Origin of the sequence: Microbacterium sp. PF5, from assembly GCF_004794315.1 — a bacterium.
In the GTDB taxonomy this organism is placed as follows: Bacteria; Actinomycetota; Actinomycetes; order Actinomycetales; family Microbacteriaceae; genus Microbacterium; species Microbacterium sufflavum.
The window spans coordinates 1-23,936 of record NZ_SSDQ01000148.1 but is presented as its reverse complement, the minus strand read 5'-3'; the positions used below and the strand labels follow the sequence as shown (position 1 = coordinate 23,936).

Below are 23,936 nucleotides of genomic sequence, written 5' to 3'. Positions count from 1 at the left end.
GCGTGATGCATCCCGCTCTTTTGTATCTGCCCGGCGCGCGGCTGAGTCTGCCGGAGCTCGCCGCCGCTCGACTCGACGGCCACGTCGTCGACCTCGGCGAGGCGTACATCCCGGCCGACCTCATCGAGGGTGCGGACGTGCGTGCCGCGTCGATCGGGCCTCTCGTGCAGGACGGCGCTGCGGCCTGCGGCCCGACCGCCGCATGGATCCACGGCGCCGGAGACGCACCGCCGCCCGTGCATCACGTGAAGCGGTGCGTCGAGCGTCGCGTGCGCCCGCGTACGAGTGCCCGCTTGGTCTTCCACGACACCGTGCTCGCCGCCGCGGACGTCGTCGTGATCGGTGGCGTCGCCGTGTCGACGCCCGCGCGGACGATGGTCGACCTGGCGACGAGCCTGCATCGCGACCCCCGCGTGCTTCCCTGGATGGATGCCCTCGCCGTCGCCTGCCCGGCGGTGACCGCACAAGCCCTCGTCGAGCTGCGCGGGACCAGCCGTGTGCCGGGGAGCCGCGTCGGCATCGCCGCCCTCGAGCGGGTCGCGCTCAGGACGAGGTGACGCGGTAGACGTCGTACACCGCGTCGATGCGCCGCACGGCGTTCAGCACGCGGTCCAGGTGCACGGCGTCGCCCATCTCGAACACGAAGCGGCTCAGCGCCAGGCGCTCATCGGTCGTGCTGACCGTGGCGGACAGGATGTTGACGTGGTGCTCGCTCAGCACTCGAGTGACATCCGACAGGAGCCCGGACCGGTCGAGCGCCTCGACCTGGATCTGCACGCGGAAGACGCTCTTGGTGGTCGGTGCCCAGGAGACCTCGACGAAGCGGTCCTGCTCGCCGCTCAGCGCCTTGACGTTGACGCAGTCAGCACGGTGGACCGAGACGCCGCTCCCCCGCGTGACGAAGCCCACGATCGGGTCGCCCGGCACGGGGGTGCAGCACTTGGCGAGCTTGACGAGGATGTCGTTCGCACCGCGCACGAGCACCCCGGAGTCGCCGCCGCGCGGCTCCCTGGTCTGCACGCTGCCCGGCAGATCGATCGCCCCGGTCGTCGTGTCGTTCGCCGCCACCAGGGCGGTGACCTTCTCGAGCACGGACTGCGTGGACACGTGTCCCTCGCCGACAGCCGCGTAGAGCCCGGACACGTCTTCGTAGTGCAGCTGATGCGCGACCTCGGTGAACGAGTCCTGGTTCATCAGGCGCTGCAGCGGCAGGTTCTGTCGGCGCATCGCCCGGGCGATCGCCTCCTTGCCCTGCTCGATCGCCTCCTCGCGACGCTCCTTCGTGAACCAGCCGCGGATCTTGTTCCGCGCCCGCGTGCTCTTGACGAAGCCGAGCCAGTCCTGGCTGGGGCCGGCGTCGGGGTTCTTCGACGTGAACACCTCGACGACGTCGCCGCTCTTGAGCTCCGACTCGAGCGGCACGAGGCGGCCGTTGACCTTGGCGCCCATCGTGCGATGGCCGATCTCGGTGTGCACGGCGTAGGCGAAGTCGACGGGCGTCGCGCCGGCGGGAAGGCCGATGACCCGTCCCTTCGGCGTGAAGACGTAGACCTCCTTGGCTCCGATCTCGAAGCGCAGCGAGTCGAGGAACTCGCCGGGGTCCGCGGTCTCGGCCTGCCAGTCGGAGATGTGCGCGAGCCACGCCATGTCGGTGTCGGAGGCGCGGACCTCGGCCTTGCCGCCGCCGTTCATCCGCTCCTTGTACATCCAGTGCGCCGCGACGCCGTACTCCGCCTGCTGGTGCATCTCGTGCGTGCGGATCTGGATCTCCACCGTGCGACCTGCCGGGCCGATCACGGTCGTGTGCAGGGACTGATAGAGGTTGAACTTCGGGGTGGCGATGTAGTCCTTGAAGCGGCCGGGCAACGGCGTCCAGCGCGCGTGGATCGCGCCGAGCACGGCGTAGCAGTCGCGCACGGACGACACCAGCACGCGGATGCCGATGAGGTCGTAGATGTCGTCGAACTCGCGCCCCCGGATCACCATCTTCTGGTACACGGAGTAGAGCTGCTTGGGCCGGCCGACGACCTTGCCACGGATCCGCAGATCTCGCAGGTCCTCGTCGATCTCCTCGATCACCTGGCCGAGGTACTTCTCCCGCTGCGGTGTGCGCTGGGCGATCAGGCTGTGGATCTCGTTGTAGATCTTCGGGTGCAGCACCGCGAACGAGAGGTCTTCCAGCTCCGACTTGATGGCCTGGATACCGAGGCGGTTGGCCAGAGGCGCATAGATCTCCAGCGTCTCCTTCGCCTTCTTCGCCGCCTTCTCGGGCGGTACGAAGCCCCACGTGCGGGCGTTGTGCAGGCGGTCGGCGAGCTTGATCAGCAGCACGCGGATGTCCTTCGACATCGCCACGATCATCTTGCGGACCGTCTCCGCCTGCGCACTCTCGCCGTACTTGACCTTGTCGAGCTTGGTGACGCCGTCGACCAGCATCGCGACCTCGTCGCCGAATTCAGCGGTCAGGTCGGTCAGCGCGTAGCCGGTGTCCTCGACGGTGTCGTGCAGGAGGGCCGCGGCGATCGCGCGCGGGCCCAGGCCGAGCTCGGCGAGGATCTGCGCGACCGCCAGCGGGTGCGTGATGTACGGCTCGCCGCTCTGCCGCTTCTGCCCCTCGTGCTTCTCCTTCGCGACCGCGTAGGCCCGGGAGATGACGGAGAAGTCGCCCTTGGGATGATTCGCCCTGACCGTGCGGATCAGGTTGTCGAGATCGTTGATGCGGGACGCGCGAGAGAAGATGCGGGGCACGAGCCGTCGCAGACTCGAACCCTGCGACGCCGTCTGCGGCTCCGCCATCCACTCACCTCCGAATCAGACAATCCTACGCGTGCTGAGAGGGGGCGAGCCCCGCGCAGCGGGGGCGTCAGGCCTCGACGGCCGCCTTCTCGCGCGCCGCACGGATGCGGGCGTCGCGCTCCTTGATCTGCGGCTCGTTCTCGCGGAACAGCGAGTAGAGGGGTGCCGCGACGAACAGCGTCGAGTAGGTCGCCACGAGGATGCCGACGAAGATCGAGAGCGAGATGTCGGTCAGCGTCTCCGCACCCAGCCAGAACGCGCCGATGAACAGGATCGCGCCCACCGGGAGCGCCGCCACGACCGAGGTGTTGATCGATCGGATCAGCGTCTGATTCACCGCGAGGTTGACCGACTCGCCGAACAGGCGCGCGGTCTTCTCCCCGTCCTCCGTCGTGTTCTCCCGGATCTTGTCGAACACCACGGTGGTGTCGTAGAGCGAGTACGCCAGGATCGTGAGGAACCCGATCACCGCCGCCGGGGAGATCTCGAAACCGGCCAGGGCGTACACGCCCACCGTGATCACGAGCACGTCGAGCAGCCCGATGATCGCTGCGGCCGACATCTTCCAGGTGCGGAAGTAGATCGCCAGGATCAGGAAGGTCAGCGCGAGGAAGATCGCCAGACCCCACAGGGACTGCCGCGTCACGCTCTCACCCCACGCGGGACCGATGAACGAGGAGGTCACCGCGTCGGGCTCCACCTCGTACGCGTCGGCGAGAGCGCCGGCGACCTGCTGCGTCTCCGCCGCCGTCATCTGGTCGGTCTGGACCCGGATGTCCTGGTCGTTCACGATGACGACCTTGGTCGCGGCGCCGGGCACCACGGACTGCACGGCCTCGCTCGCGGTGTCCTGATTCAGCGTGGCCGGGGCGTTCACCGTGAACTGCGACCCGCCCGTGAACTCGATCGAGAACTGGATGGGACGGAACAGCGGCACGAGCGCGGACCCCACGACCAGCGCGATCGCGATGATGAACCACAGCCGACGGCGTCCGACGAACGGGAAGGAGGTCTTTCCCGTGTAGAGGTTGTTACCGAACTCGTTCATGGAAGCCATCAGGCGTCTCCCTCGCTTCCGCCCTTGGTCTGTTTCTCCGCGGCGAGGGCCTCGGCACGCTTGCGCTCTGCGATGGTCTGACGGCGGTCCGCCTCACCGCGTGAGCGCGCGTTCTTCGCGCCGCGACCTGCCGATGCCGTCGCCACCTCGCGGTACTGCGACCGGCTCCGGTACACGGCGCCGAGTGCCGCCGGGTCGAGTCCGGAGAGCTTGTGGCCGCCGCCGAAGAAGCGCGTCCGCGCGAGGAGCTGCATCACCGGATGGGTGAAGATGACGAAGATCATCACGTCGATGACGGTCGTCAGGCCGAGCGTGAACGCGAAGCCCTTCACCGTGGAGTCCGCGAGGATGTAGAGCACGACGGCCGCGAGGATGTTGATCGACTTCGAGATGTAGATCGTGCGCTTCGCGCGACCCCACCCGTCCTCGACCGCCGCCGTGATCGACTTGCCGTCGCGCAACTCGTCTCGGATCCGCTCGAAGTAGACGATGAACGAGTCGGCCGTGAAACCGATCGACACGATCAGACCCGCGACGCCCGCGAGCGACAGGCGGAACCCGATGCGCCACGCGAGGATGCAGATCACGATGTACGTCAGCACCGCCATCACCGCGATCGACGCGATGATCACCGTCCCGAGAGCGCGGTACGACAGCAAGGAGTAGACCGCGACCAGCGCCAGACCGATCAGACCCGCGATGAGCCCGATCTGGAGCTGCTGGGTGCCGAGGGTCGCGGAGATCGTGTCGGAGCTCTGCACCTCGAAGCTCAACGGCAGCGCACCGAACTTGAGCTGATCCGCGAGCGTCGTCGCGCTCTCCTGAGTGAAGCTGCCGGAGATGCTGGGACGGCCGTCGAGGATCACGCCGTTCATCCGCGGCGCACTGATCACGTCGCCGTCGAGCACGAACGCGAACTGGTCGCGGGGCGACAGACCGTCGATACGGTTCTGGTTGAGGCGCGTGCTGACCTTGCCGAACGCGTCTGCGCCATCGCCGTTCATCGTGAGCTGCACGATCCAGGCGCCGCTCTTGGGGTCGCGGCCTGCCGACGCGTCGGTGATCGCGCGTCCGTCGAGCTCCATCGGGCCGAGGAGGAACTTCTGGGTGTCGTCCGGGGAGCAGGCGATGACCGGCTCGTCCTTCGGCGCACGCGACGGATCGTTGTCGGGGTTGGCGCAGTCGTAGGCCTGGAACTCCGCTGCCAGCTTCTCGGTCACCCACGACAGATCGCTCGCGTCGGTCGGCTCCGCCGTCGGAGTGGCGTTCAGGCCGGGGTCGGGGCTCGGGAACGGCGTGGAGTTGCCGTCGTCGCCCACGAACTCGGTGCTCGCCGCGGTTGTGTACAGGACCGGACGGAACTCGAGCTGCGCGCTGGACTGGATGCGCTCCCTGGTCTGCTCGTCGGCCTCACCCGGGATCTGGACGACGATGTTGCGGCCGCCCTCCGTGGTGATGTCGGCCTCGGCGACACCCGAGGCATCCACGCGCTGGCGGATGATCGCCGCGGCCTGGTCGAGCTGCTCCTGCGACGGCGCTGCGCCGTCCTCGGTCTCGGCGCTGAGGATGATCTGCGTGCCGCCCTGCAGGTCGAGCGCCAGTTCCGGCGCCCACGAACTCTGCTTGAAGACGTACACACCCAGCGCGTTGATGCCGAAGAGCACGCCCGTCACGAGGAGCAGGCCGAGGAGGACCCGCCAGGCGTGACGGACAGGTGAAGATGAAGCCACGTGTGTTCAGCTTTCTGGGAGGACGATGATCCGAGCGGCCACGACGGCCGCTGTCTTACTTGTCGTCGGCGTCCCGTTCGAGACGGGCGCGGGTCTCCTCCGGCGTCTCCGTCGTGGGGGCGGCGGGCTCGTCGACGATGCGGTCATCCACGCCGTCGACGGGCGCCTCAACGATAGCGTCCTTCGGCTCGACGATGCGGAGGATCGCCTGGCTGTGCACCTCGATGACGGTGCCCGGAGCGATCTCCACCAGGGCCGGCGCGTCCAGGTCGTCCGGGTCGAACGCCACGATCGTGCCGTAGATGCCGCCCTGCAGCAGGACCTTGGCGCCGGGAACCGTCTTGGTGGCCTTCTCCTCCTGCTCGGCCTTCATCTGCCTCGTCCGCTTGCGCGTGTTGAAGATCATGAAGATCAGGAGCACGGCCAGGAGGCCGAAGAGCACGAATTCCATGGGCATGGGGAAGCGCCTTTCTCAGGTGCACGCACCAGCCATTGGGCGCACAGAGGTATCGGGGGAAGCCTTCAGCGATTATAGGTCATCCAGCGTGAGCATCCCGTCGGGGTGCGCCACCCCGAGGTGCGCATACGCCTCGGGTGTCGCGACCCGTCCGCGCGGCGTGCGCCCCAGGAATCCGATGCGGACGAGGTACGGCTCGACCACGCTCTCCACGGTCTCAGCCTCCTCGCCCACCGCGACCGCGAGGGTGCTGAGACCCACCGGTCCCCCGCGGAAACGCCGGACGAGCGCGTCGAGCACCGCGCGGTCCAGCCGGTCGAGACCGATCGCGTCGACGTCATAGAGCTCCAGCGCCGCCCGCACGTCGTGCAGCGTCGCCGCACCGTCGCCGTGCACCAGCGCGTAGTCGCGCACGCGGCGCAGCAGACGGTTGGCGATTCGGGGGGTTCCTCGAGATCGGCGCGCGATCTCGGAGAGGGCGTCGGTCGGGAGCCCGACCCCCAGCACCGACGCGGAACGCGCGATGACCTGCTCGAGCTCGCCCTCCTCGTAGAACTCGAGATGGCCGGTGAACCCGAAGCGGTCGCGGAGCGGATTGGGCAGCAGGCCCGAGCGCGTCGTCGCCCCGACCAGGGTGAACGGCGACAGCTCCAGGGGGATGCTCGTGGCGCCCGCACCCTTGCCCACCATGATGTCGATGCGGTAGTCCTCCATCGCGAGGTAGAGCATCTCCTCCGCGGAGCGGGCCATGCGATGGATCTCGTCGATGAACAGCACCTCGCCCGGCATCAGGCTCGACAGCAGAGCCGCGAGATCTCCCGCGTGCTGGATCGCGGGGCCGCTGGACATACGGAGCGGACGCTCGCTCTCGTGGGCGACGATCATCGCGAGCGTGGTCTTGCCGAGTCCCGGAGGACCCGCGAGCAGGATGTGGTCGGCGGGACGGGACTGCAGGCGCGCGGCCTCGAGCAGCAGCTGGAGTTGACCGCGCACCTTCTGCTGGCCCACGAAGTCACCGAGGCTGGAGGGGCGCAGCGCGCCCTCGATCGCGAGCTCCGACTCGTCGGTGGGCTCGGTCGGGTCGAGCGGGTCAGACACGCGCCGATCCTCCCTGCGCCGGGCCGAGCAGGGCGAGCGTGCGCCGCAGCAGCGACGCGACCGACGCCCGCTCGGCTTCGGTCGCCGCGGCAGCGGTCTCGGTCGCCGCCTCGGCGGCCACCTTCTCCGACCACCCGAGACCCACGAGCGCGGCGGCGACCTGCGACACGATGTCACTCCCCCCCGAGGCCTGCGTCGCGGCCGGGGCGGCAACGGCGTGCACCTTCCCCGCGAGCTGCACCACGATGAGCTTGGCCGTCTTGGGCCCGATGCCGGACACACGCCGGAACGGGGCGTCGTCCTCGGCGGTGACGGCCTCGGCGATCTGGTCCGTCGTCAGATGCGACAGCACGCCCAGCGCCGACTTCGGCCCCACGCCCGTCACGCTGAGCAGCAGCGTGAAGATCTCCAGCTCCGCGCGATCGGCGAAGCCGAAGAGCGAGAGGGCGTCCTCGCGCACGATCAGGCTCGTGTGCAGGCGCAGCTTCTCCCCCACCGTCGCCGTGTGCGCGACATCGGCGGGGACGGCGACCGCGAAGCCCACGCCACCCACGTCGATGACGACCTGGTCCGGCGTCGTGTGCAGCACGGTGCCGTGCAGAGAGGAGATCATCGTCCCAGCCTAGGACGTCGCTCGCACATATGTTCGAGCGACACGCTCCGCGTCCGCCCAGGCCCGCTGCGCGGGGGTCAGTCCGCCCGCCGCACCGCCGGCTCGGGGCGCCCCGCGGCGCCAGGCGTGACATAGGGCGATCGCGAGAGCATCCGCGGCGTCCGCCGGCTGCGGCGGCGCATCCAGACGCAGGATGCGGGCGATCATCGCCTGCACCTGCCTCTTGTCGGCGGAGCCGTAGCCCGTGACGGCCGCCTTGACCTCGCTCGGCGTGTGGGTCGCCGCGGGAAGCCCTGACTCGGCGGCGATGAGGAGCGCGACCCCGCTCGCCTGCGCCGTGCCCATCACCGTGTGGCTGTTCTGTTGCGCGAAGACGCGCTCGACCGCGACCGCGTCAGGGCGGTGCTGGGCGATCGCCTCGCGGATCCCGGCGGCGACGACCGCGAGTCGCTCACCGATCGGCGCATCGATCGCCGAGCGGATCACACCGACGTGCACGAGGGTGCCCCGGCGGGCCCGATCGACGTCGACGATCCCGACACCGCAGCGGGTGAGTCCCGGGTCGATGCCCAGCACGCGGATGGTCGACGTCACCGTCCCAGGCTAGGCGCGGAACGTGCCCATCGAGGTCAGCCGCGCCTACGCGTCGTCGTTCTCGAGCTCCGCCTGGACCTCGGCCGACAGGTCGAAGTTGCTGAAGACGTTCTGCACGTCCTCGCTGTCCTCCAGCGCGTCGATCAGTCGGAACACCTTGCGGGCCGTGTCGGCGTCGATCTCGACCTTGAGGTTCGGCACGAACTCGACGTCGGCCGACTCGTACTCGATGCCCGCCTCCTGCAGCGCACTGCGCACGGCGACCAGGTCGCTCGCCTCGGTGATGACCTCGAAGCCCTCGGCGTGCGGCTCGATCTCCTCGGCCCCCGCCTCGAGCGCGGCCATCATCACGTCGTCCTCGGTCGTGCCCTCCGACCCGACCACGATGACGCCCTTGCGACTGAAGTTGTACGCGACGCTGCCGGGGTCGGCGAGCGTGCCCCCGTTGCGGCTCAGCGCGGTGCGCACCTCGGCGGCGGCACGGTTCTTGTTGTCGGTCAGACACTCGATCATGAGCGCCACACCGTTGGGGCCGTACCCCTCGTACATGATCGAGGTGTACTCGACGGCCTCGCCGCCGATGCCCGCACCGCGCTTGATCGCCCGGTCGATGTTGTCCTTCGGGACGGAGGTCTTCTTGGCCTTGAGGACCGCGTCGAACAGGGTCGGGTTGCCCTGCAGGTCGGCGCCGCCGAGCTTGGCCGCGACCTCGATGTTCTTGATGAGCTTGGCCCAGGACTTGGCACGGCGCGCGTCGATGACGGCCTTCTTGTGCTTGGTCGTGGCCCACTTGGAATGCCCGGACATAAGTCTCCGCTCGTCGTCAGGGCCCCGGCGCGTGTCCAGGGCGTCGTCCATTCTAAAGGAACACCGCGGAACACCCGGCGGCACAGTGCCTTGTCGGGGCGCTGCGGCGGTGGGAGACTGACCGCATGGGCGACCGGGAGCGTGCTCTCGACGCCGCTCACCGTCGAGCCGAGGCGTTCCTGGGCACCCTCGACGATCGACCGGTGTGGCCGCGCGCGAGCCTCAACGAGATGCTGCAGGTGTTCGGCACGCCTCTCCCGGAGCGGGCGGAGGACCCCGCGGCCGTTGTCGAGGACATCGCGGCGAAGGCCGAGCCCGGACTCGTGGCGATCCCCGGTGGACGGTTCTTCGGGTTCGTGATCGGCGGCACTCATCCGGCCGCTCTCGCCGCGGACTGGCTCGTGTCCGCGTGGGATCAGAACTCCGGCTCCTCCCTGCTCACCCCGGCGACCGTCGCGATGGAGCGGGTGGCAGGACAGTGGCTGCTCGAGCTGCTCGGCCTCCCGTCCGCGAGCAGCGTCGGCTTCGTCACGGGCGGTCAGCTCGCGAACTTCACGTGCCTCGCGTCCGCACGGAACGCCGTGCTCGCGCGGGCGGGGTGGGACCTCGCCGAACGGGGGCTGCGCTCCGCGCCGCCGGTGCGGTTCGTGGTGGGTGCCGATCGTCATGGATCGATCGACCGCGCGGCACGGTTCCTCGGGATCGGTCGCGCCGAGTTCGACGTGGTGGATGCCGACGCGCAGGGCAGGATGCACCCCGCCGAGCTCGCGCGCGTCCTCGACGGCGGATCCGGCCCGCTCATCGTGTGCCTGCAGGCGGGAAAGGTCCATACCGGAGCGTTCGACGATTTCCGCACGCTGATCGCGATCGCACGCCGACACGGCGCCTGGGTGCACGTGGACGGCGCCTTCGGTCTGTGGGCGGCCGCCTCCCCCGCGCTGCGACATCTGACCGCGGGCATGGAGGACGCGGACTCCTGGGCGACCGACGCACACAAGACGCTGAACGTGCCGTACGACTGCGGCATGGCGATCGTCCGCGATCCCGCCGATTCGATCGCGGCGTTCCGCACCGGCGGCGACTACCTCGTCTACTCCGGCCTCGACCCGTGGGATGTGACGCCGGAGCTGTCGCGCCGCGCCCGCGGGGTGCCGGCGTACGCGGCGCTGCGCAGCCTCGGGCGTTCCGGGGTCGCCGATCTCGTCGACCGCCTCCACGACAACGCCGTGCGCATGGCCTCCGGCCTGCGCGGGCTCGACGCGATCGAGGTGATCAACGACGTCGACTACACCCAGGTGATGTTCCGGCTCGACACGGACGAGGCGACCCGCGAGCTCGGTGCCGCGATCCTGGTCGACGGCACGGCCGTCGTCACCGGAGCGGAATGGCGGGGGCGCGCCGCGTTGCGCTGCTCGATGTCGTCGTGGGCGACGACCGCGGACGACATCGACCGCACGGTGCACGCCATCCGCGCCCTTCTCCCCTGACCCGACTCGCCCGCCTGCTACGGTCGAGGCCGCCGTTGATCGCGCGCGAGAGGAGCAGGGTGTGACCGCAGGAGCCGACCGCCTCCGCCCCGCGTGGACCTCCCTGCCCGAGAGCCTCCGCGCCGCGGCGCTGGACGTGATCGGCGGAGAGTACATCTCCGACGCCCCCGCTCACGGCGGCTTCAGCGCCACGTACGCGGGCACCGTGATCACGACCGGCGGTCGGGCTTTCGTGAAGGCCGCGGGCGCGGACTGGCACGCCGACTCGGTGCGCCTGCTCCGCCAGGAGATCGTCACGCTGTCGGCCCTCCCCTCGGGCGTCGCGCCCAGAGTGCTGGGGACGGTGCAGGACGACATCGGTGCCGTGCTGGTCGTCGAGGCGATCGACGGCCGCCATCCGGGGCGCCCGTGGACAGCGGATGACCTGCACGCGGTGGCGGACGCCCTCGCCGTCGTCGGCACCACGCCGGCACCGAGAACCCTGACGGCCGCGGACGAGAGCATGGTGCCGGGTTTCACGCGCTGGCAGGAGATCGCCGCCACCCCCGACCTCCGCGGCGCTCTGCCCCCGTCGGTCCGGGATTCGCTGCCCCGACTGCGTGAACTGGAGGCGGAGTTCGCGGGGGCCGTGCGCGGAGATGTCCTCGTCCACGACGACGTCCGGGCCGACAACATCCTCATCGCCGACGGTCGCGCCCACCTGCTCGACTGGCCGCATGCGCGCCGCGGGGCCGCATGGGTCGACCTCCCCTGCGTGCTGCCGAGCATCGAGGCGAGCGGCGGACCGACCTGCACGCAGGCCTACCCGGTGTTCGAGGAGCACGGCGCTCCCCCTCCGAGGGACCTGCTGCCGGTCATCGCGGGCTTCGCCTCGTACCTCTGGGCCGAACAGAGCAGGCCGGAGATTCCGCAGCTCCCCGGCTTGCGCGCCTTCCAGCGGGCGCAAGCCGGTCCCGCGCTGCGGTGGCTGGCCGCCCTGGTGTGACGACGCCTCCGGCGGTCAGGCGGCGGCGACGGAGTGGCCGCCTTCGACGCGGGCGAGGAAGCGCTCGTGGAAGCGGGTCTCGCCGGAGATCTCCGGGTGGAAGCTCAGGCCCAGCAGCGCTCCCTGCTCCACCGCCACCACGCGGCCGTCCGGTAGCGCCGCGAGCGGGGTCGCACGAGGACCGATCGACTCGACGACCGGTCCGCGGATGAACGCCGCCGACACCGGCGGTGCACCGAAGGCCGCCACGTCGAGCTGCGCCTCGAACGACTCCACCTGACGGCCGAACGCGTTCCGCCTGACCACCGCGTCGAGCCCTCCGAACGACTGCTGGCCCTCGATCGCGTCGACGACCGTGTCGGCCAGCATGATCAGCCCCGCGCACGTGCCGAGCACCGGGAGCCCGGCGGCGATCGCGTCGCGGATCGGCTCCTGCATCCCGAACGTGCGCGACAGCTTGTCGATCACGGTGGACTCGCCACCCGGGATCACCAGGCCGTTCACGGCGGCCAGCTCCTCCGGGCGCCGGACGAGCTCCACCTGGGCGCCGAGACGGGTGAGCAGGGCGGCGTGCTCGCGCACATCGCCCTGCAGCGCGAGCACGCCGACCCGCGGGCTACCAGCCACGCTCGGCGAGCCGGTGCGGCGCCGGCAGGTCGCTGACGTTGATGCCGACCATCGCCTCGCCGAGCCCGCGGGACACCTCGGCGATCACCTTCGGGTCGTCGAAGAACGTCGTGGCCTTCACGATCGCCTTCGCGCGCTCGGCGGGGTTGCCCGACTTGAAGATGCCGGAGCCGACGAACACGCCGTCCGCCCCGAGCTGCATCATCATCGCGGCGTCCGCGGGGGTCGCGACGCCGCCGGCCACGAACAGCACGACGGGGAGCGTGCCCGTCTCGGCGATCTCGGCGACCAGCTCGTACGGCGCCTGCAGCTCCTTCGCGGCGACGAACAGCTCGTCCTTCGGGAGAGCCGTGAGCGCAGCGATCTCCCCGCGGATCTTGCGGATGTGCTTCATCGCCTCGGACACGTCGCCCGTTCCGGCCTCGCCCTTCGAGCGGATCATCGCCGCCCCCTCGTTGATGCGTCGCAGCGCTTCGCCGAGGTTCGTGGCGCCGCACACGAAGGGCACCGTGAAGCCGAACTTGTCGATGTGGTTCACGTAGTCGGCCGGCGAGAGCACCTCGGACTCGTCGATGTAGTCGACACCGAGCTCCTGCAGCACCTGCGCCTCGACGAAGTGACCGATGCGCGCCTTCGCCATCACCGGGATCGACACGGCATCGATGATGCTGTCGATCATGTCCGGGTCGCTCATGCGCGAGACGCCGCCCTGCGCGCGGATGTCGGCCGGCACGCGCTCGAGCGCCATGACGGCGACGGCGCCCGCGTCCTCGGCGATCTTCGCCTGCTCGGCGGTCACGACGTCCATGATGACGCCGCCCTTGAGCATCTCGGCGAGACCGCGCTTGACGCGCGACGATCCGGTGGTGTTCTGCTCGGACATGGGGAGCTCCTGTCGGATGATCCGTAATCGGGTTTGATCTAGATCAAACGTAGCACTGTCCGATCCCACCTAGAATCGCGGAGGAGGATCATGAGCGACCGGATCACAGGCAGCACCGCGGCGGAGATCGCCGACAGCGTGCGCGCCCTGCGCGACCGCGGGATCCTGCTTCCCGGAGCCCTCCTCCCGCCGGTGCGCGAGCTCGCCGCCACCCTCGGCGTCAACCGCAACACCGCCGTCGCCGCGTACCGCCAGCTCGCCCAGGCGGGACTCGTCCTGTCGCGCGGACGCGCCGGCACCACGGTCGCGGGGATCGAGGCCGTGGCACAGGAGGGCTACGCGGCCGACACCGTGCTCCGCGACATCGGCACCGGCAACCCCGACCCCGCACGCATCCCCGACCCGTCGGCCGCGCTGATGACGATCGCGAGCCGTCCCGTGCTCTACGGCGAACCCGTGATCGACCCGGGGCTGGAGGAGTGGGCGCGCCGGTGGATGGCGGCCGACCTCCCGGACGCGGACTTCCGGATCACCGTGACGAGCGGAGCGGTCGATGCGGTGGAGCGCCTGCTCGCCCAAGCGCTCATGCGCGATGACGCCGTGGCGCTCGAGGATCCGTGCTTCCTTGCCAGCATCCACACGGTGCGGCTCGGCGGCTATCGGGCCGTCCCGGTCCCCGTCGACGACCAGGGCATGACGGTCGACGGACTACGGGCGGCTCTCGACGCCGGCGTGCGGGCCGTGATCTGCACACCGCGGGCGCAGAACCCCACCGGCGTGGGTCTCACGGCCCAGCGCGCCGCCGAGCTGCGCGGTGTCCTCGCCGATCACCCGTACGTCCTGATCATCGAGGACGACCACTTCTCGCTGCTGTCGCAGCGCCCGTACGAGTCCTTGATCAGCGAGGACCATCGGCGCTTCGCCCTCGTGCGCTCGGTGTCGAAGTTCCTCGGACCCGACATGTGCCTCGCGATCGCGGCGACCGACCCCGACACCGCAGAACGTCTCGCGATGCGACTCAGCCCCGGCACCACCTGGGTGAGCCACCTGCTGCAGCGCCTCACCCTGGCACAGCTGACCGACGAGGATGCGATGACGACCGTCGCGACCGCCGGTGCGCACTACGCGGAGCGCAACGCCGCGTTCGCGGCACGCCTGCGCGCGCACGGCATCGACGTCGCCGCGCCAGACGGGCTGAGCCTCTGGGTGCGACTCCCCCGGCCCGCGCGCGAGGTCGCCGAGCACCTGATGCGGCGGGGGTGGCTCGCCCGCACGGGTGACGAGTTCTCCCTCGACGACCGCGCCGATCCGTCCCACCACCTCCGTCTCACCGTCCACGACCTCACCGACGCGGAAGCCGACACGCTCGTCGCCGACCTCGTCGCGGCCGCGCGATGACCACCCGTCGCGGGCACCGGCCCGCCCTGACCGAAAGCGCTCGTTCATGAAGATCCTCTCCATCCAGTCCGCCGTGGCATACGGGCACGTGGGCAACTCCGCCGCGGTGTTCCCGCTGCAGCGCATCGGCGTCGAAGTGCTGCCCGTCTACACCGTGAACTTCTCCAACCACACCGGCTACGGCGCCTGGCGCGGACCGCTGATCGACCCCGCCGACGTGCGCGAGGTCATCACCGGCATCGAGGACCGCGGAGTGTTCGGGCAGATCGACGCCGTCCTGAGCGGCTACCAGGGAGGCGAGGGCATCGGTGACGTGATCATCGATGCGGTCGCGCGCGTCAAGGCCGCCAACCCCGACGCGGTCTACGCGTGCGACCCGGTCATGGGCAACGCGAAGTCGGGCTGCTTCGTCGCCCCCGCGATCCCGATCCTGCTGCGCGAGCGCGTCGTCCCGGTGGCGGACATCATCACCCCCAACCAGTTCGAGCTCGGGTTCCTCACCGAGACCGAACCCGACACGCTCGAGTCCACGCTCGCCTCGGTCGACCTCGCCCGCGCCATGGGCCCCCGCACGGTGCTCGTGACGAGCGTCGAGCGGCCCGACCGCGAGGAGGGGACCATCGAGATGCTCGCGGTCGACGGCGACGGTGCCTGGCTCGTCCAGACGCCGCACCTCCCCATGAAGGCGAACGGCTCCGGTGACGTGACCGCCGCCCTGTTCACGGCGCACTACGTCGAGACCGGCAGCGCCAAGACCGCGCTCGAGCGCACCGCCTCCAGCGTGTACGACCTGCTGCAGGCGACGCTCGACTCGGGCGAGCGCGAGCTGCAGCTCATCGAGGCGCAGGAGTTCTACGCGCACCCGCGCATGCAGTTCACCGCACGGCAGGTGCGCTGACGGTTACTCCGGCCACGCGTGGGCGACGGCCTCCCGCACTTCGCCGAGGAGCTGCGGGAGCGCCTTCGTCTTCGCGATGATCGGGAAGAAGTTCGCGTCGGAGCGCCACCGCGGTACCACGTGCTGGTGCAGATGCGCGTCCACGCCGGCTCCCGCCACCGCCCCCTGGTTCATTCCCAGGTTGAAGCCGTCGCATCCGGAGACCTCGCGCAGCACCCGCATGGCCGTCTGGGTGAGCGCGCCGATCTCGGCCACCTCTTCCGGACTCGCCTGGTCGTACGTCGCGATGTGACGGTACGGGCACACCAGCAGGTGCCCCGAGTTGTACGGGAACAGGTTCAGCAGCACGTACGCGGTCGTGCCCCGTGCCACGATGAGCCGCTCGGCGTCGGGGTACTTCGGCGCCTCGCAGAACGGGCACTCCTCGCGCAGGGGCTCCGGTCCCGCCTGGATGTAGGCCATCCGGTGGGGGGTCCACAGCCGCTGGAACTCGTCGGGCACGCCGGCGAGGCGACCTGCATCCTCCAGCGACTGCTCCCCCTCGGTCATGCCAGGTCCCCGGCCGTCTGCACCAGGGCGTGGCTGTCGATGGCAGCGCGGATGCGGTCGACCGCCTGCGCGATCGGCACGCCGTTCTCCTGCGAGCCGTCGCGGTAGCGGAAGGAGACGGTGCCGGCGGCCCGGTCCTGCTCCCCGGCGATCAGCAGCAGCGGGACCTTGCCGGTCGTGTGCGTGCGGATCTTCTTCTGCATGCGGTCGTCGGAGGTGTCGAGCTCGGCACGCACACCGCGGGAGCGGAGCGTGTCGATCACCTCACCCAGATAGTCGGCGAAGTCGTCCGCGACCGGGATCCCCACGACCTGTACCGGCGAGAGCCACACCGGGAAGTCGCCCGCATAGTGCTCGAGGAGGATCGCGAAGAACCGCTCGATCGAGCCGAACAGCGCCCGGTGGATCATGATCGGACGCTTCTTCTGGCCGTCCTTGTCCATGAACTCGAGGTCGAAGCGCTCGGGCAGGTTGGGGTCGACCTGCACCGTGGACAGCTGCCACGTGCGGCCGATCGCATCGCGCGTCTTCAGGTCGATCTTGGGCCCGTAGAACGCCGCCTCGCCCGGCACCTCGGTGAGCTTGAGACCGGAGGCCACGGCCACGCGGCGCAGGGCGTCGGTGGACGACTCCCAGAACTCGTCCGAACCGATCCACTTCGACTTCTCGTCGTCCTTCATCGACAGCTCGAGCTCGAAGTCGGTGAGGCCGAAGTCGCGGAGCATCGAGAGGATGAACTCGAGGACCTTGCCGACCTCCTCCTCCAGCTGCTCGGGTGTGACGAACAGGTGCGAGTCGTCCTGCGTGAAGCCGCGCACCCGCGTGAGGCCGTGCAGGGCCCCGGAGAGTTCGTTGCGGTAGACCGTGCCGTTCTCCGCGAACCGCAGCGGGAGGTCGCGATAGCTGCGCGCGCGCTCCTTGTAGATGAGGATGTGCATCGGGCAGTTCATGGGCTTCAGGTAGTAGTCCTGGCCCTGCTTGGTGATCTCGCCGTTCTCGTCGCGCTCCTCGTCCATGACGATGGGCGGGAACATGCCGTCCTTGTAGGTGACGAGGTGGTTCGAGGTGAGGAAGAGGTCTTCCTTGGAGATGTGCGGCGTGTACACGTAGGTGTAGCCGCCCTCGATGTGCCGCTTGCGCGCGTGCTGCTCCATCTCGCCGCGCACCACGCCGCCGCGCGGATGCCAGACGCTCAGGCCCGACCCGATCTCCTCGGGGAAGGAGAACAGGTCGAGCTCCTTGCCGAGTCGCCGGTGGTCGCGCTTGGCGGCCTCCTCCAGCCGGTGCTGGTACGCGCGCAGCTCGTCCTTCGTGGGCCAGGCGGTGCCGTAGATGCGCTGCAGCTGCGGGTTCTTCTCGCTGCCGCGCCAGTACGCGGCGGCGATGCGCGTGAGGTCCCAGCCGTTGCCGATCATGCGCGTGTTGGGCAGATGCGGCCCGCGGCAGAGGTCCTTCCAGACGACCTCGCCGTCGCGGGTCGTGTTGTCGTAGATCGTGAGCTCGCCCTCGCCCACCTCGACCGACGCGCCCTCGGCCGCCTCCTTGCCGCCCTTGAGCCCGATCAGCTCGAGCTTGAACGGCTCGTCGGCGAGCTCCGCGCGCGCCTCGTCATCGGTCACGACACGACGCACGAAGCGCTGGCCCTCGCGGACGATGCGCTGCATCTCCTTCGTGATGGCCTTGATGTCCTCCGGCGTGAACGGGGTGTCGACGCCGAAGTCGTAGTAGAACCCGTCGGTGATGGGCGGGCCGATGCCGAGGTTCGCCTGCGGGTTGATGCGCTGCACGGCCTGCGCGAGCACGTGCGCGGCCGAGTGGCGCAGGATGTTCAGGCCGTCGGGGCTGTCGATCGTGACCGGCTCGACCTGCTCGGTGCCGGTCAGGGTCGTGGCGAGGTCCTTGAGCTCGCCGTTGACGCGCATCGCGACGACGTTTCGGTCAGAGAACAGGGCGAAGCCGTCGGTCGGCTGGGCGTTTTCAGGCACTGATCACTCCATCTGGGTCTGGATCTAGGCTACTCGTATGGCCGGGGGCCGCCGACCGTCAGGCCACCGGCTCGGCCGAGGAGGACGCGGCCGCCGGGGCGAGGATGATGATCGCCGCGCCCACGAGCGCGACCGCCGACCCGACCCAGTCCCAGACCGTGGGACGGAAACCGTCGACGATGATGCCCCAGGCGAGGGATCCGGCGATGAAGATCCCGCCGTACGCGGCGAGCACCCTGCCGAAGTTCGCGTCGGGCTGGAGCGCCGCGACGAAGCCGTACGCCCCCAGCGCCATGACCCCCAGGACCGCGAAGAGCCAACCGCGGTCCTCCTTGACGGCCTGCCAGATGAGCCAGGCACCGCCGATCTCGGCGACGGCGGCGAGGACGAACAGCACGACGATGCGGAAGACGGTCACCACCTCAGTGTGTCAGGACACACGAGGACGGCTTCGCGAACGACGGGGCGCCGCAACCGCCGGACCGGACGGTAGCGTGGCCCCATGACCCGGACGATCGCCCGCTGGATCCTCGCTCTCGCCCTCGGCGCCGTCGGCGTGCTGCACTTCACGCAGACGCGCGGCTTCCGGGTGGTGGTGCCCGACTGGGCGACCGAGGCGACGCGGATGGACAAGGATGCCATCGTGATCGCGTCGGGCGCCGTCGAGGTCGCGCTCGCCGCGGGGCTGATCGCGCTGCCGCGGGAGCGCCGCCGGATCGGCTGGGCGACGGCGGGGTTCTTCGCCGCGGTCTTCCCCGGCAACTGGCATCAGTGGCGCACCGGACGCTCCACTCCGGGGCTCGACACGGACGCGCGTCGGTTCGGCCGTCTCTTCCTGCAACCGGCCCTGATCGCCTGGGCTCTGTGGGCGACGCGATGACCTCCCCCTCGATCGTCTGGTTCCGCGACGACCTCCGCCTCGCCGACCACCCGGCGCTGCGTGCCGCGATGGATCGGGACGCGCCCGTGATCGCGCTGTTCGTGCTCGACGAGGAGTCGCCGGGGATCCGCCCGCTCGGAGGTGCGGCGAAGTGGTGGCTGCATCACTCGCTGGTCTCCCTCGACGAGCGGCTGCGCGAGAAGGGCGCCCGGCTCGTGTTGCGGCGCGGCCCGGCCGAGCGCGTGGTGCGCGAGGTCGTCGCGGAGAGCGGGGCGGGCGCCGTCTACTGGAACCGTCGATACGGGCGACCGGAGCGGGAGATCGACGCGGCGCTGAAGAGCTCGCTGCGCGATCAGGGCCTGACGGTGGAGTCGTTCGCGGGCTCCCTGCTGCACGAGCCGTGGACCGTCACCACGGGCAGCGGCACGCACTACTCCGTCTTCACCCCGTTCTGGCGCGCCTGCCGCGCACTGCCCGCGCCCCGTGCTCCCCTGCCGGAGCCGCGCGAACTCGACGGGGTGGCGCGACCGCCGCGCTCCGATGCCCCGGGTGATTGGGAGCTGCTGCCCACGACACCGGATTGGGCGGGCGGTCTCCGCGACACCTGGGAGCCGGGCGAGCCGGCAGCACGACGGCGGCTGCGACACTTCCTCGACCACGATCTCCCGGCGTACGACGCGGCCAGGGACGCGCCGGCCGCCGGTGCGACCTCCCTGCTCTCCCCCCGGCTGCGCTGGGGCGAGCTGAGCCCGTTCACCGTGTGGGCCGAGGCGACCCGGGTCGAGGGCTCGGCACGGTTCCTGTCCGAGCTCGGCTGGCGCGAGTTCGCCTGGCACACGCTCTACCACTTCCCCGACCTGGCCACGAAGAACCTCCGGCCCGAGTTCGATGCGTTCCCCTGGCCGGGACTCGACCCGCGGCAGCTGGATGCCTGGCAGCACGGCGAGACCGGGATCCCCCTCGTCGACGCGGGGATGCGCGAGCTGTGGCACACCGGGTACATGCACAACCGGGTGCGGATGGTGACCGCGTCCTTCCTCATCAAGAACCTCCTGATCGACTGGCGGCTCGGCGAGGAGTGGTTCTGGGACACGCTGGTCGACGCAGACGGGGCCAACAACGCCTTCAACTGGCAGTGGGTCGCGGGGTCCGGGGCGGACGCGGCCCCGTACTTCCGTGTGTTCAACCCGGAGCTGCAGGCGAAGAAGTTCGACGGGGACGGAGAATATGTCACGCGGTGGGCCGCCGATGCCCCGACCACGCCGATCGTCGACCTGGGCGAGACGCGCAAGGCGGCACTCGCGGCGTACGACGAGGTCAAGCGCGCCGCGGGCTCCGCGCGGCGCTGACCACCGACACCGGCGGGTAGACCGCGTGCGAGCCGGTAGCCGCCCACCGCGTTCACCCCCGCACGGCCGCGGGGAGGGCGCCGACCTCCGGCGAGGCTGCGAGGTCGAGGCCGGCGGTCAGTGTGGCCCGCGGCGACGAGCCGCAGCCGCCGCGGATCCGACTCCGTCGAGCACCGGCGCTCCGTGGCCGGTCAGCACCACCCTGGCTCCGGTCGCCGCCAGCGTCTCGAGGGAGTCGATGGCTGCCTCAGGATCGGCGGTGGCCGCGTTCGCGACGATCTGCGGACCCTCCTCTCCCGTGTAGGGATCGAGGGTCACCAGGGCGTCGCCGGCGATCAGCACGCCCTGCGACTCGAACAGGTAGGCGCAGTGCCCGTCGGTGTGACCCGGCGTCCACAGCGCGACCGGAGCACCGGGCACGTCGACCGGGTGCCCATGCGTCACCTGCGGCTGCGCCTCGACGCCGCGCACGGTCAGCGCGCCGGCGGCCGCCATGCGAGTGATCACGGGGATGCCCCGGGGGTGCCCGAGCACGTAGAGGAGACGTGGTGTCGCGGGGCGATAGCGGTACGGGTGCCGGGCGAGTGCCGCATCGCCCGGGTGCACCACCACGGTCACGCCGTCGTCCTGCAGCGCCCGAGCAGTGCCGACGTGGTCGAAGTGGCCGTGGGTGAGCACGACCGCGTCGATGTCGCTCCGCCGGGCCCCGAGATGCCCGAGCAGTTCCGACAGCACCTTCCCGGTGCGCGGCAATCCGGCATCGAAGAGCGTGATGCCGTCGGCGGACTGCATCAGATAGCAGTTCACGTCGGCCACGGATAGGCGGAAGAACCCGGGCGCGACCTCTGACCAGCCGCTCCGCTCGCTCATGAATCGCCTCCCGCGTCGTCCGCGGGGCCGCGCCCCGCGTCGAAGTTCCGCTCGTACCGATCCCGCGCCTCGACGAGCACGGACGCGTCAAGGACCGCGATCGGCTCGACGTCGCGCAGCAGCGGTTCGCAATCCGGACCGCGCCCGCAGATCTCCCCGCGCAGGATCCAGGCGATGCGTGTCGGGTCTTTCTCCGCGAGGTGCTGATACTGACACAGCTGCCGCGCGAGCCAGTCCTCCAGCGGCCTGGTCCACCAGCGCTCTGCGTCGAGAGGATTCACGGACAGGCCCGGGAGCTCCAGTCCGCTCTCCGAGTCGAGGCTGGAACGGCGCCGGTCGTCCTCCGGCCCGTCGGAGTACCGTACGTGCAGGCCGCGGTAGGCGCGCACCACCGCGGCGAGTTGGGCGAGACGGGTGATGCGGCGAAGGCCGGCGGCGGGGTCACGCTCGGCCTCGATCGCGGGAGTGCACGTCTGCGCCGACGTCGTTTCGGACATGGCTCGACGTTACGGAGCAGGTACCGGCGGAGCACGGGGATTGACAACACTCGGAGAAAGGCTGCCGTGCCCGGGCGCGTGAAGCTACTCCGGCTGGCTCCCGCCGTCAACGGGCTCTCGCTGCGCACCCGGCGGTCTTACCTTCGGGCCACCGCATCGCACCTCGGAGGGGAACATGACTGACACGACCCGCACCACCCGCTACGCCGGCACACCTGTTCAGAAGACGGCTCTCATCGTCGGGATCGTCTTCCTCCTCGTGGGGATCGCCGGCTTCCTCCCCGGGGTCACCCACTCCGCCGAGCATCTGCATGGCGCCGGAGCAGCATCCGAGGCACTCCTGCTGGGAATCTTCCAGGTCTCCGTGCTGCACAACCTCGTGCATCTGGCCTTCGCCGTCGCCGGCATCGCCTTCGCCGCGTCCGCACGCGGCTCCCGCATGTACCTGATCATCGGCGGCCTCGCCTACCTCGTCGTCTGGCTGTACGGCCTCATCGCGGTCGGCAACGACCAGCTCAACTTCCTGCCCGTCAACAACGCGGACAACTGGCTGCACCTCGGCCTCGCTGTCGGCATGGTTCTGCTCGGGATCTTCGTGAGTCGCGAGCCGCGTGTGCGGCACGACGACCGACCCACCGCCCGCGCCTGACCGAGCACTGCTGAGGAGAGAACAATGCGCGCCATGACGTACCGCGGACCGTACAAGGTCCAGGTCGCTGAGAAACCGGAACCGCGGATCGAGCACCCCAACGACGCGATCGTTCGGGTGACGCACGCCGCGATCTGCGGGTCGGATCTGCACCTGTACCACGGCATGATGCCGGACACCCGGATCGGGCACACGTTCGGCCACGAGATCGTGGGCGTCGTACACGAGGTCGGATCCTCAGTGCAGAGCCTCTCGGTCGGAGACCGGGTGATGGTGCCGTTCAACATCGCGTGCGGCTCCTGCTACTTCTGCACCCGCGGCCTCTTCTCGAACTGCCACAACGTGAACCCCAATGCCACGGCCGTGGGCGGCATCTACGGCTACTCCCACACGACGGGTGGCTATGACGGCGGGCAGGCGGAGTTCGTGCGCGTGCCCTTCGCCGACGTGGGACCCTCCGTCGTGCCGGACTGGCTCTCGTCGGAGGATGCGCTACTGCTCACCGACGCGTTCTCCACCGGGTACTTCGGCGCGCAGCTCGGCGACATCGCGGAGGGCGACACCGTCGCGGTCTTCGGTGCCGGACCCGTGGGTCTGGCCGCCGCCCGCTCGGCCTGGTTCCTCGGCGCAGGCCGGGTGATCGTCCTCGACCACCTGGATTACCGGCTCGACAAGGCCAGGGAATTCGCGTTCGCCGAGACGATGCACATCGGCGAGGTCGGCGACCCCGTGCTCGCCATGAAGAAGGCGACCGGATACCTGGGTGCAGATGTGGCGATCGACGCCGTCGGTGCGGAGGCGGACGGCAACCTCCTCCAGCACGTGACGGCGGCCAAGCTCAAGCTCCAGGGCGGCTCCCCCGTCGCCGTGAACTGGGCGATCGACTCCGTGCGCAAGGGCGGCACGGTGTCGCTGATCGGCGCGTACGGTCCGCTGGTGTCCGCTGTGCGCCTCGGCGACGCGATGAACAAGGGCCTCACGATCCGCGGCAATCAGGCACCGGTCCTGCGGCAGTGGCCGCGACTGCTCGAGCACATCCAGGATGGTCACGTGCGGCCGAGCGAGCTCCTGACGCACCGCTTCCCGCTCGAGCACATCGCCGAGGCCTACCACGTGTTCTCCAGCAAGCTGGACGACTGCATCAAACCCGTCATCACGATCGGAGAGGACTGAGCCATGCCGTACGAAGCGCACAAGCCGACGCTGGCACCGACAGCGGACGAGCTCCGCGACCGCATCCCGGGCTGGGGCACCGACCTTCCCCCCGAGCACCGCCGCACGTGGCAGCAGCTCGAGGACTACGGCGACACGGGTGCGCACTGGACGCGCCCGGAGCCGCAGCCCGGCAGGGAGGCACGGGAGCACTCGATCGAGCACGCGATGGTGCCCCCGGTGTTCGGCACGGCGCAACCGCTGCACGGCGTCTCCGGGAGAGTACGCCGGTTCGCCTATGACCACTTCAGCGAGACGAAGAACACCCGGTGGCTACTGCTCGTGGTCGGCGACCGCATCGAAGCCGTCGGAGCCCACGTGCGCTCGCTGGCCACTCCGCGCCCCGACAACCCGATCACGCAGACCGGGGTCCTCGCAGAGCCGCGACACCGTCCGCTCACCTCGCGGTTCGGACGCGGGCGGGTCGACGTCCGGCACACCTGGCTCGACCCGATCATCGTGGCAGGGCCCTGGGTGGTCGCCGTCGTCATGACGGTGTCACTCGTGCGCAAGGT

Annotated in this window: 25 protein-coding genes; 10 read left to right on the top strand and 15 right to left on the bottom strand. The window is 70.0% G+C overall.

Annotated features, from left to right (window positions below):
• Positions 1-5 precede the first annotated feature (5 nt).
• Positions 6-557: a type IV toxin-antitoxin system AbiEi family antitoxin gene (locus tag DW297_RS14530; RefSeq protein ID WP_136033647.1), complete on the top strand. Its 552-nt coding sequence runs from the start codon at positions 6-8 to the stop codon at positions 555-557.
• On the opposite strand, the gene DW297_RS14525 is transcribed toward DW297_RS14530, so the two are convergent.
• The 8 genes from DW297_RS14525 to DW297_RS14490 all read right to left on the bottom strand — a co-directional run bounded on the left by DW297_RS14525 (position 544) and on the right by DW297_RS14490 (position 9,152).
• Complete coding sequence (locus DW297_RS14525; RefSeq protein WP_136033645.1) at positions 544-2,796, bottom strand: RelA/SpoT family protein; 2,253 nt, start codon at positions 2,794-2,796, stop codon at positions 544-546. The genes DW297_RS14530 and DW297_RS14525 overlap by 14 nt on opposite strands.
• A gap of 67 nt (positions 2,797-2,863) precedes the next feature.
• Positions 2,864-3,853, bottom strand: a complete 990-nt coding sequence (gene secF / locus DW297_RS14520; protein WP_136033643.1) for a protein translocase subunit SecF — start codon at positions 3,851-3,853, stop codon at positions 2,864-2,866.
• Positions 3,853-5,583, bottom strand: a complete 1,731-nt coding sequence (secD, locus tag DW297_RS14515) for a protein translocase subunit SecD (protein ID WP_136033641.1) — start codon at positions 5,581-5,583, stop codon at positions 3,853-3,855. The genes secF and secD overlap by 1 nt, the downstream gene beginning before the upstream one ends.
• 55 nt (positions 5,584-5,638) lie before the next feature.
• Positions 5,639-6,034, bottom strand: a complete 396-nt coding sequence (locus DW297_RS14510) for a preprotein translocase subunit YajC (protein WP_136033701.1) — start codon at positions 6,032-6,034, stop codon at positions 5,639-5,641.
• 78 nt (positions 6,035-6,112) lie between these two features.
• Entirely contained in the window at positions 6,113-7,138 is a 1,026-nt protein-coding gene (gene ruvB / locus DW297_RS14505) for a Holliday junction branch migration DNA helicase RuvB (protein WP_136033639.1), read from the bottom strand.
• Complete coding sequence (ruvA, locus tag DW297_RS14500) at positions 7,131-7,751, bottom strand: Holliday junction branch migration protein RuvA (RefSeq protein WP_136033636.1); 621 nt, start codon at positions 7,749-7,751, stop codon at positions 7,131-7,133. The genes ruvB and ruvA overlap by 8 nt, the downstream gene beginning before the upstream one ends.
• Before the next feature lie 9 nt (positions 7,752-7,760).
• A complete protein-coding gene (gene ruvC, locus DW297_RS14495; RefSeq protein WP_136033634.1) occupies positions 7,761-8,345 on the bottom strand; it encodes a crossover junction endodeoxyribonuclease RuvC in 585 nt (194 codons plus the stop codon).
• Between the two features lie 45 nt (positions 8,346-8,390).
• The gene (locus DW297_RS14490; protein ID WP_136033632.1) at positions 8,391-9,152 is read right to left on the bottom strand and encodes a YebC/PmpR family DNA-binding transcriptional regulator; all 762 of its coding nucleotides are present in this window, start codon (positions 9,150-9,152) and stop codon (positions 8,391-8,393) included.
• A 125-nt stretch (positions 9,153-9,277) separates the two neighbouring features.
• Here DW297_RS14490 and DW297_RS14485 point away from each other — a divergent pair, with 125 nt between their 5' ends.
• Both DW297_RS14485 and DW297_RS14480 read left to right on the top strand, forming a co-directional pair.
• Complete coding sequence (locus DW297_RS14485; RefSeq protein WP_136033630.1) at positions 9,278-10,639, top strand: pyridoxal phosphate-dependent decarboxylase family protein; 1,362 nt, start codon at positions 9,278-9,280, stop codon at positions 10,637-10,639.
• 61 nt (positions 10,640-10,700) lie between these two features.
• Positions 10,701-11,624 carry a phosphotransferase gene (locus tag DW297_RS14480; protein ID WP_136033628.1) on the top strand — a complete coding sequence of 308 codons (924 nt, stop codon included), beginning with the start codon at positions 10,701-10,703 and terminating at the stop codon, positions 11,622-11,624.
• 15 nt (positions 11,625-11,639) lie between these two features.
• Here the strand turns inward: DW297_RS14480 and pdxT are convergent, their stop codons facing one another.
• Positions 11,640-12,251 carry a pyridoxal 5'-phosphate synthase glutaminase subunit PdxT gene (gene pdxT / locus DW297_RS14475; protein ID WP_136033626.1) on the bottom strand — a complete coding sequence of 204 codons (612 nt, stop codon included), beginning with the start codon at positions 12,249-12,251 and terminating at the stop codon, positions 11,640-11,642.
• Positions 12,241-13,134, bottom strand: coding sequence for a pyridoxal 5'-phosphate synthase lyase subunit PdxS (pdxS, locus tag DW297_RS14470; protein ID WP_136033624.1), 894 nt, complete (start codon positions 13,132-13,134; stop codon positions 12,241-12,243). The genes pdxT and pdxS overlap by 11 nt, the downstream gene beginning before the upstream one ends.
• A 90-nt stretch (positions 13,135-13,224) precedes the next feature.
• Between pdxS and DW297_RS14465 the strand changes: the two genes are divergently transcribed.
• Together DW297_RS14465 and pdxY are read left to right on the top strand one after the other, a co-directional pair.
• Positions 13,225-14,532: an aminotransferase class I/II-fold pyridoxal phosphate-dependent enzyme gene (locus tag DW297_RS14465; RefSeq protein WP_168442875.1), complete on the top strand. Its 1,308-nt coding sequence runs from the start codon at positions 13,225-13,227 to the stop codon at positions 14,530-14,532.
• Positions 14,533-14,578: 46 nt separating this feature from the next.
• Positions 14,579-15,430 (top strand): pyridoxal kinase PdxY, encoded by an 852-nt coding sequence (pdxY, locus tag DW297_RS14460; protein WP_136033620.1) that lies wholly within the window; start codon positions 14,579-14,581, stop codon positions 15,428-15,430.
• Positions 15,431-15,433: 3 nt separating this feature from the next.
• Here the strand turns inward: pdxY and DW297_RS14455 are convergent, their stop codons facing one another.
• The 3 genes from DW297_RS14455 to DW297_RS14445 form a co-directional block, all read right to left on the bottom strand.
• Entirely contained in the window at positions 15,434-15,979 is a 546-nt protein-coding gene (locus tag DW297_RS14455; RefSeq protein ID WP_136033617.1) for an HIT family protein, read from the bottom strand.
• Positions 15,976-17,901: a threonine--tRNA ligase gene (thrS, locus tag DW297_RS14450; protein ID WP_240744640.1), complete on the bottom strand. Its 1,926-nt coding sequence runs from the start codon at positions 17,899-17,901 to the stop codon at positions 15,976-15,978. The genes DW297_RS14455 and thrS overlap by 4 nt, the downstream gene beginning before the upstream one ends.
• A 121-nt stretch (positions 17,902-18,022) precedes the next feature.
• Entirely contained in the window at positions 18,023-18,382 is a 360-nt protein-coding gene (locus tag DW297_RS14445; RefSeq protein WP_136033613.1) for a YnfA family protein, read from the bottom strand.
• Positions 18,383-18,466: 84 nt separating this feature from the next.
• Between DW297_RS14445 and DW297_RS14440 the strand changes: the two genes are divergently transcribed.
• Together DW297_RS14440 and DW297_RS14435 are read left to right on the top strand one after the other, a co-directional pair.
• Positions 18,467-18,844, top strand: coding sequence for a DoxX family protein (locus DW297_RS14440; RefSeq protein WP_136033611.1), 378 nt, complete (start codon positions 18,467-18,469; stop codon positions 18,842-18,844).
• Positions 18,841-20,193 (top strand): cryptochrome/photolyase family protein, encoded by a 1,353-nt coding sequence (locus tag DW297_RS14435; RefSeq protein ID WP_136033609.1) that lies wholly within the window; start codon positions 18,841-18,843, stop codon positions 20,191-20,193. The genes DW297_RS14440 and DW297_RS14435 overlap by 4 nt, the downstream gene beginning before the upstream one ends.
• A gap of 117 nt (positions 20,194-20,310) precedes the next feature.
• Here DW297_RS14435 and DW297_RS14430 read toward each other — a convergent pair whose 3' ends face one another.
• Positions 20,311-21,063: an MBL fold metallo-hydrolase gene (locus tag DW297_RS14430; protein ID WP_136033607.1), complete on the bottom strand. Its 753-nt coding sequence runs from the start codon at positions 21,061-21,063 to the stop codon at positions 20,311-20,313.
• Complete coding sequence (locus DW297_RS14425) at positions 21,060-21,560, bottom strand: DUF6098 family protein (protein WP_136033605.1); 501 nt, start codon at positions 21,558-21,560, stop codon at positions 21,060-21,062. The genes DW297_RS14430 and DW297_RS14425 overlap by 4 nt, the downstream gene beginning before the upstream one ends.
• A gap of 175 nt (positions 21,561-21,735) precedes the next feature.
• On the opposite strand from DW297_RS14425, the gene DW297_RS14420 reads away from it, so the two are divergent.
• The 3 genes from DW297_RS14420 to DW297_RS14410 all read left to right on the top strand — a co-directional run.
• The gene (locus tag DW297_RS14420; protein WP_136033603.1) at positions 21,736-22,209 is read left to right on the top strand and encodes a DUF4383 domain-containing protein; all 474 of its coding nucleotides are present in this window, start codon (positions 21,736-21,738) and stop codon (positions 22,207-22,209) included.
• A 24-nt stretch (positions 22,210-22,233) separates the two neighbouring features.
• On the top strand, positions 22,234-23,382 hold the full coding sequence (locus tag DW297_RS14415) for a zinc-dependent alcohol dehydrogenase (protein WP_136033601.1): 1,149 nt from the start codon (positions 22,234-22,236) through the stop codon (positions 23,380-23,382).
• 3 nt (positions 23,383-23,385) lie between these two features.
• Positions 23,386-23,936 (top strand): hypothetical protein (locus DW297_RS14410; protein WP_136033599.1); only part of this gene is annotated, 551 nt, incomplete at its 3' end.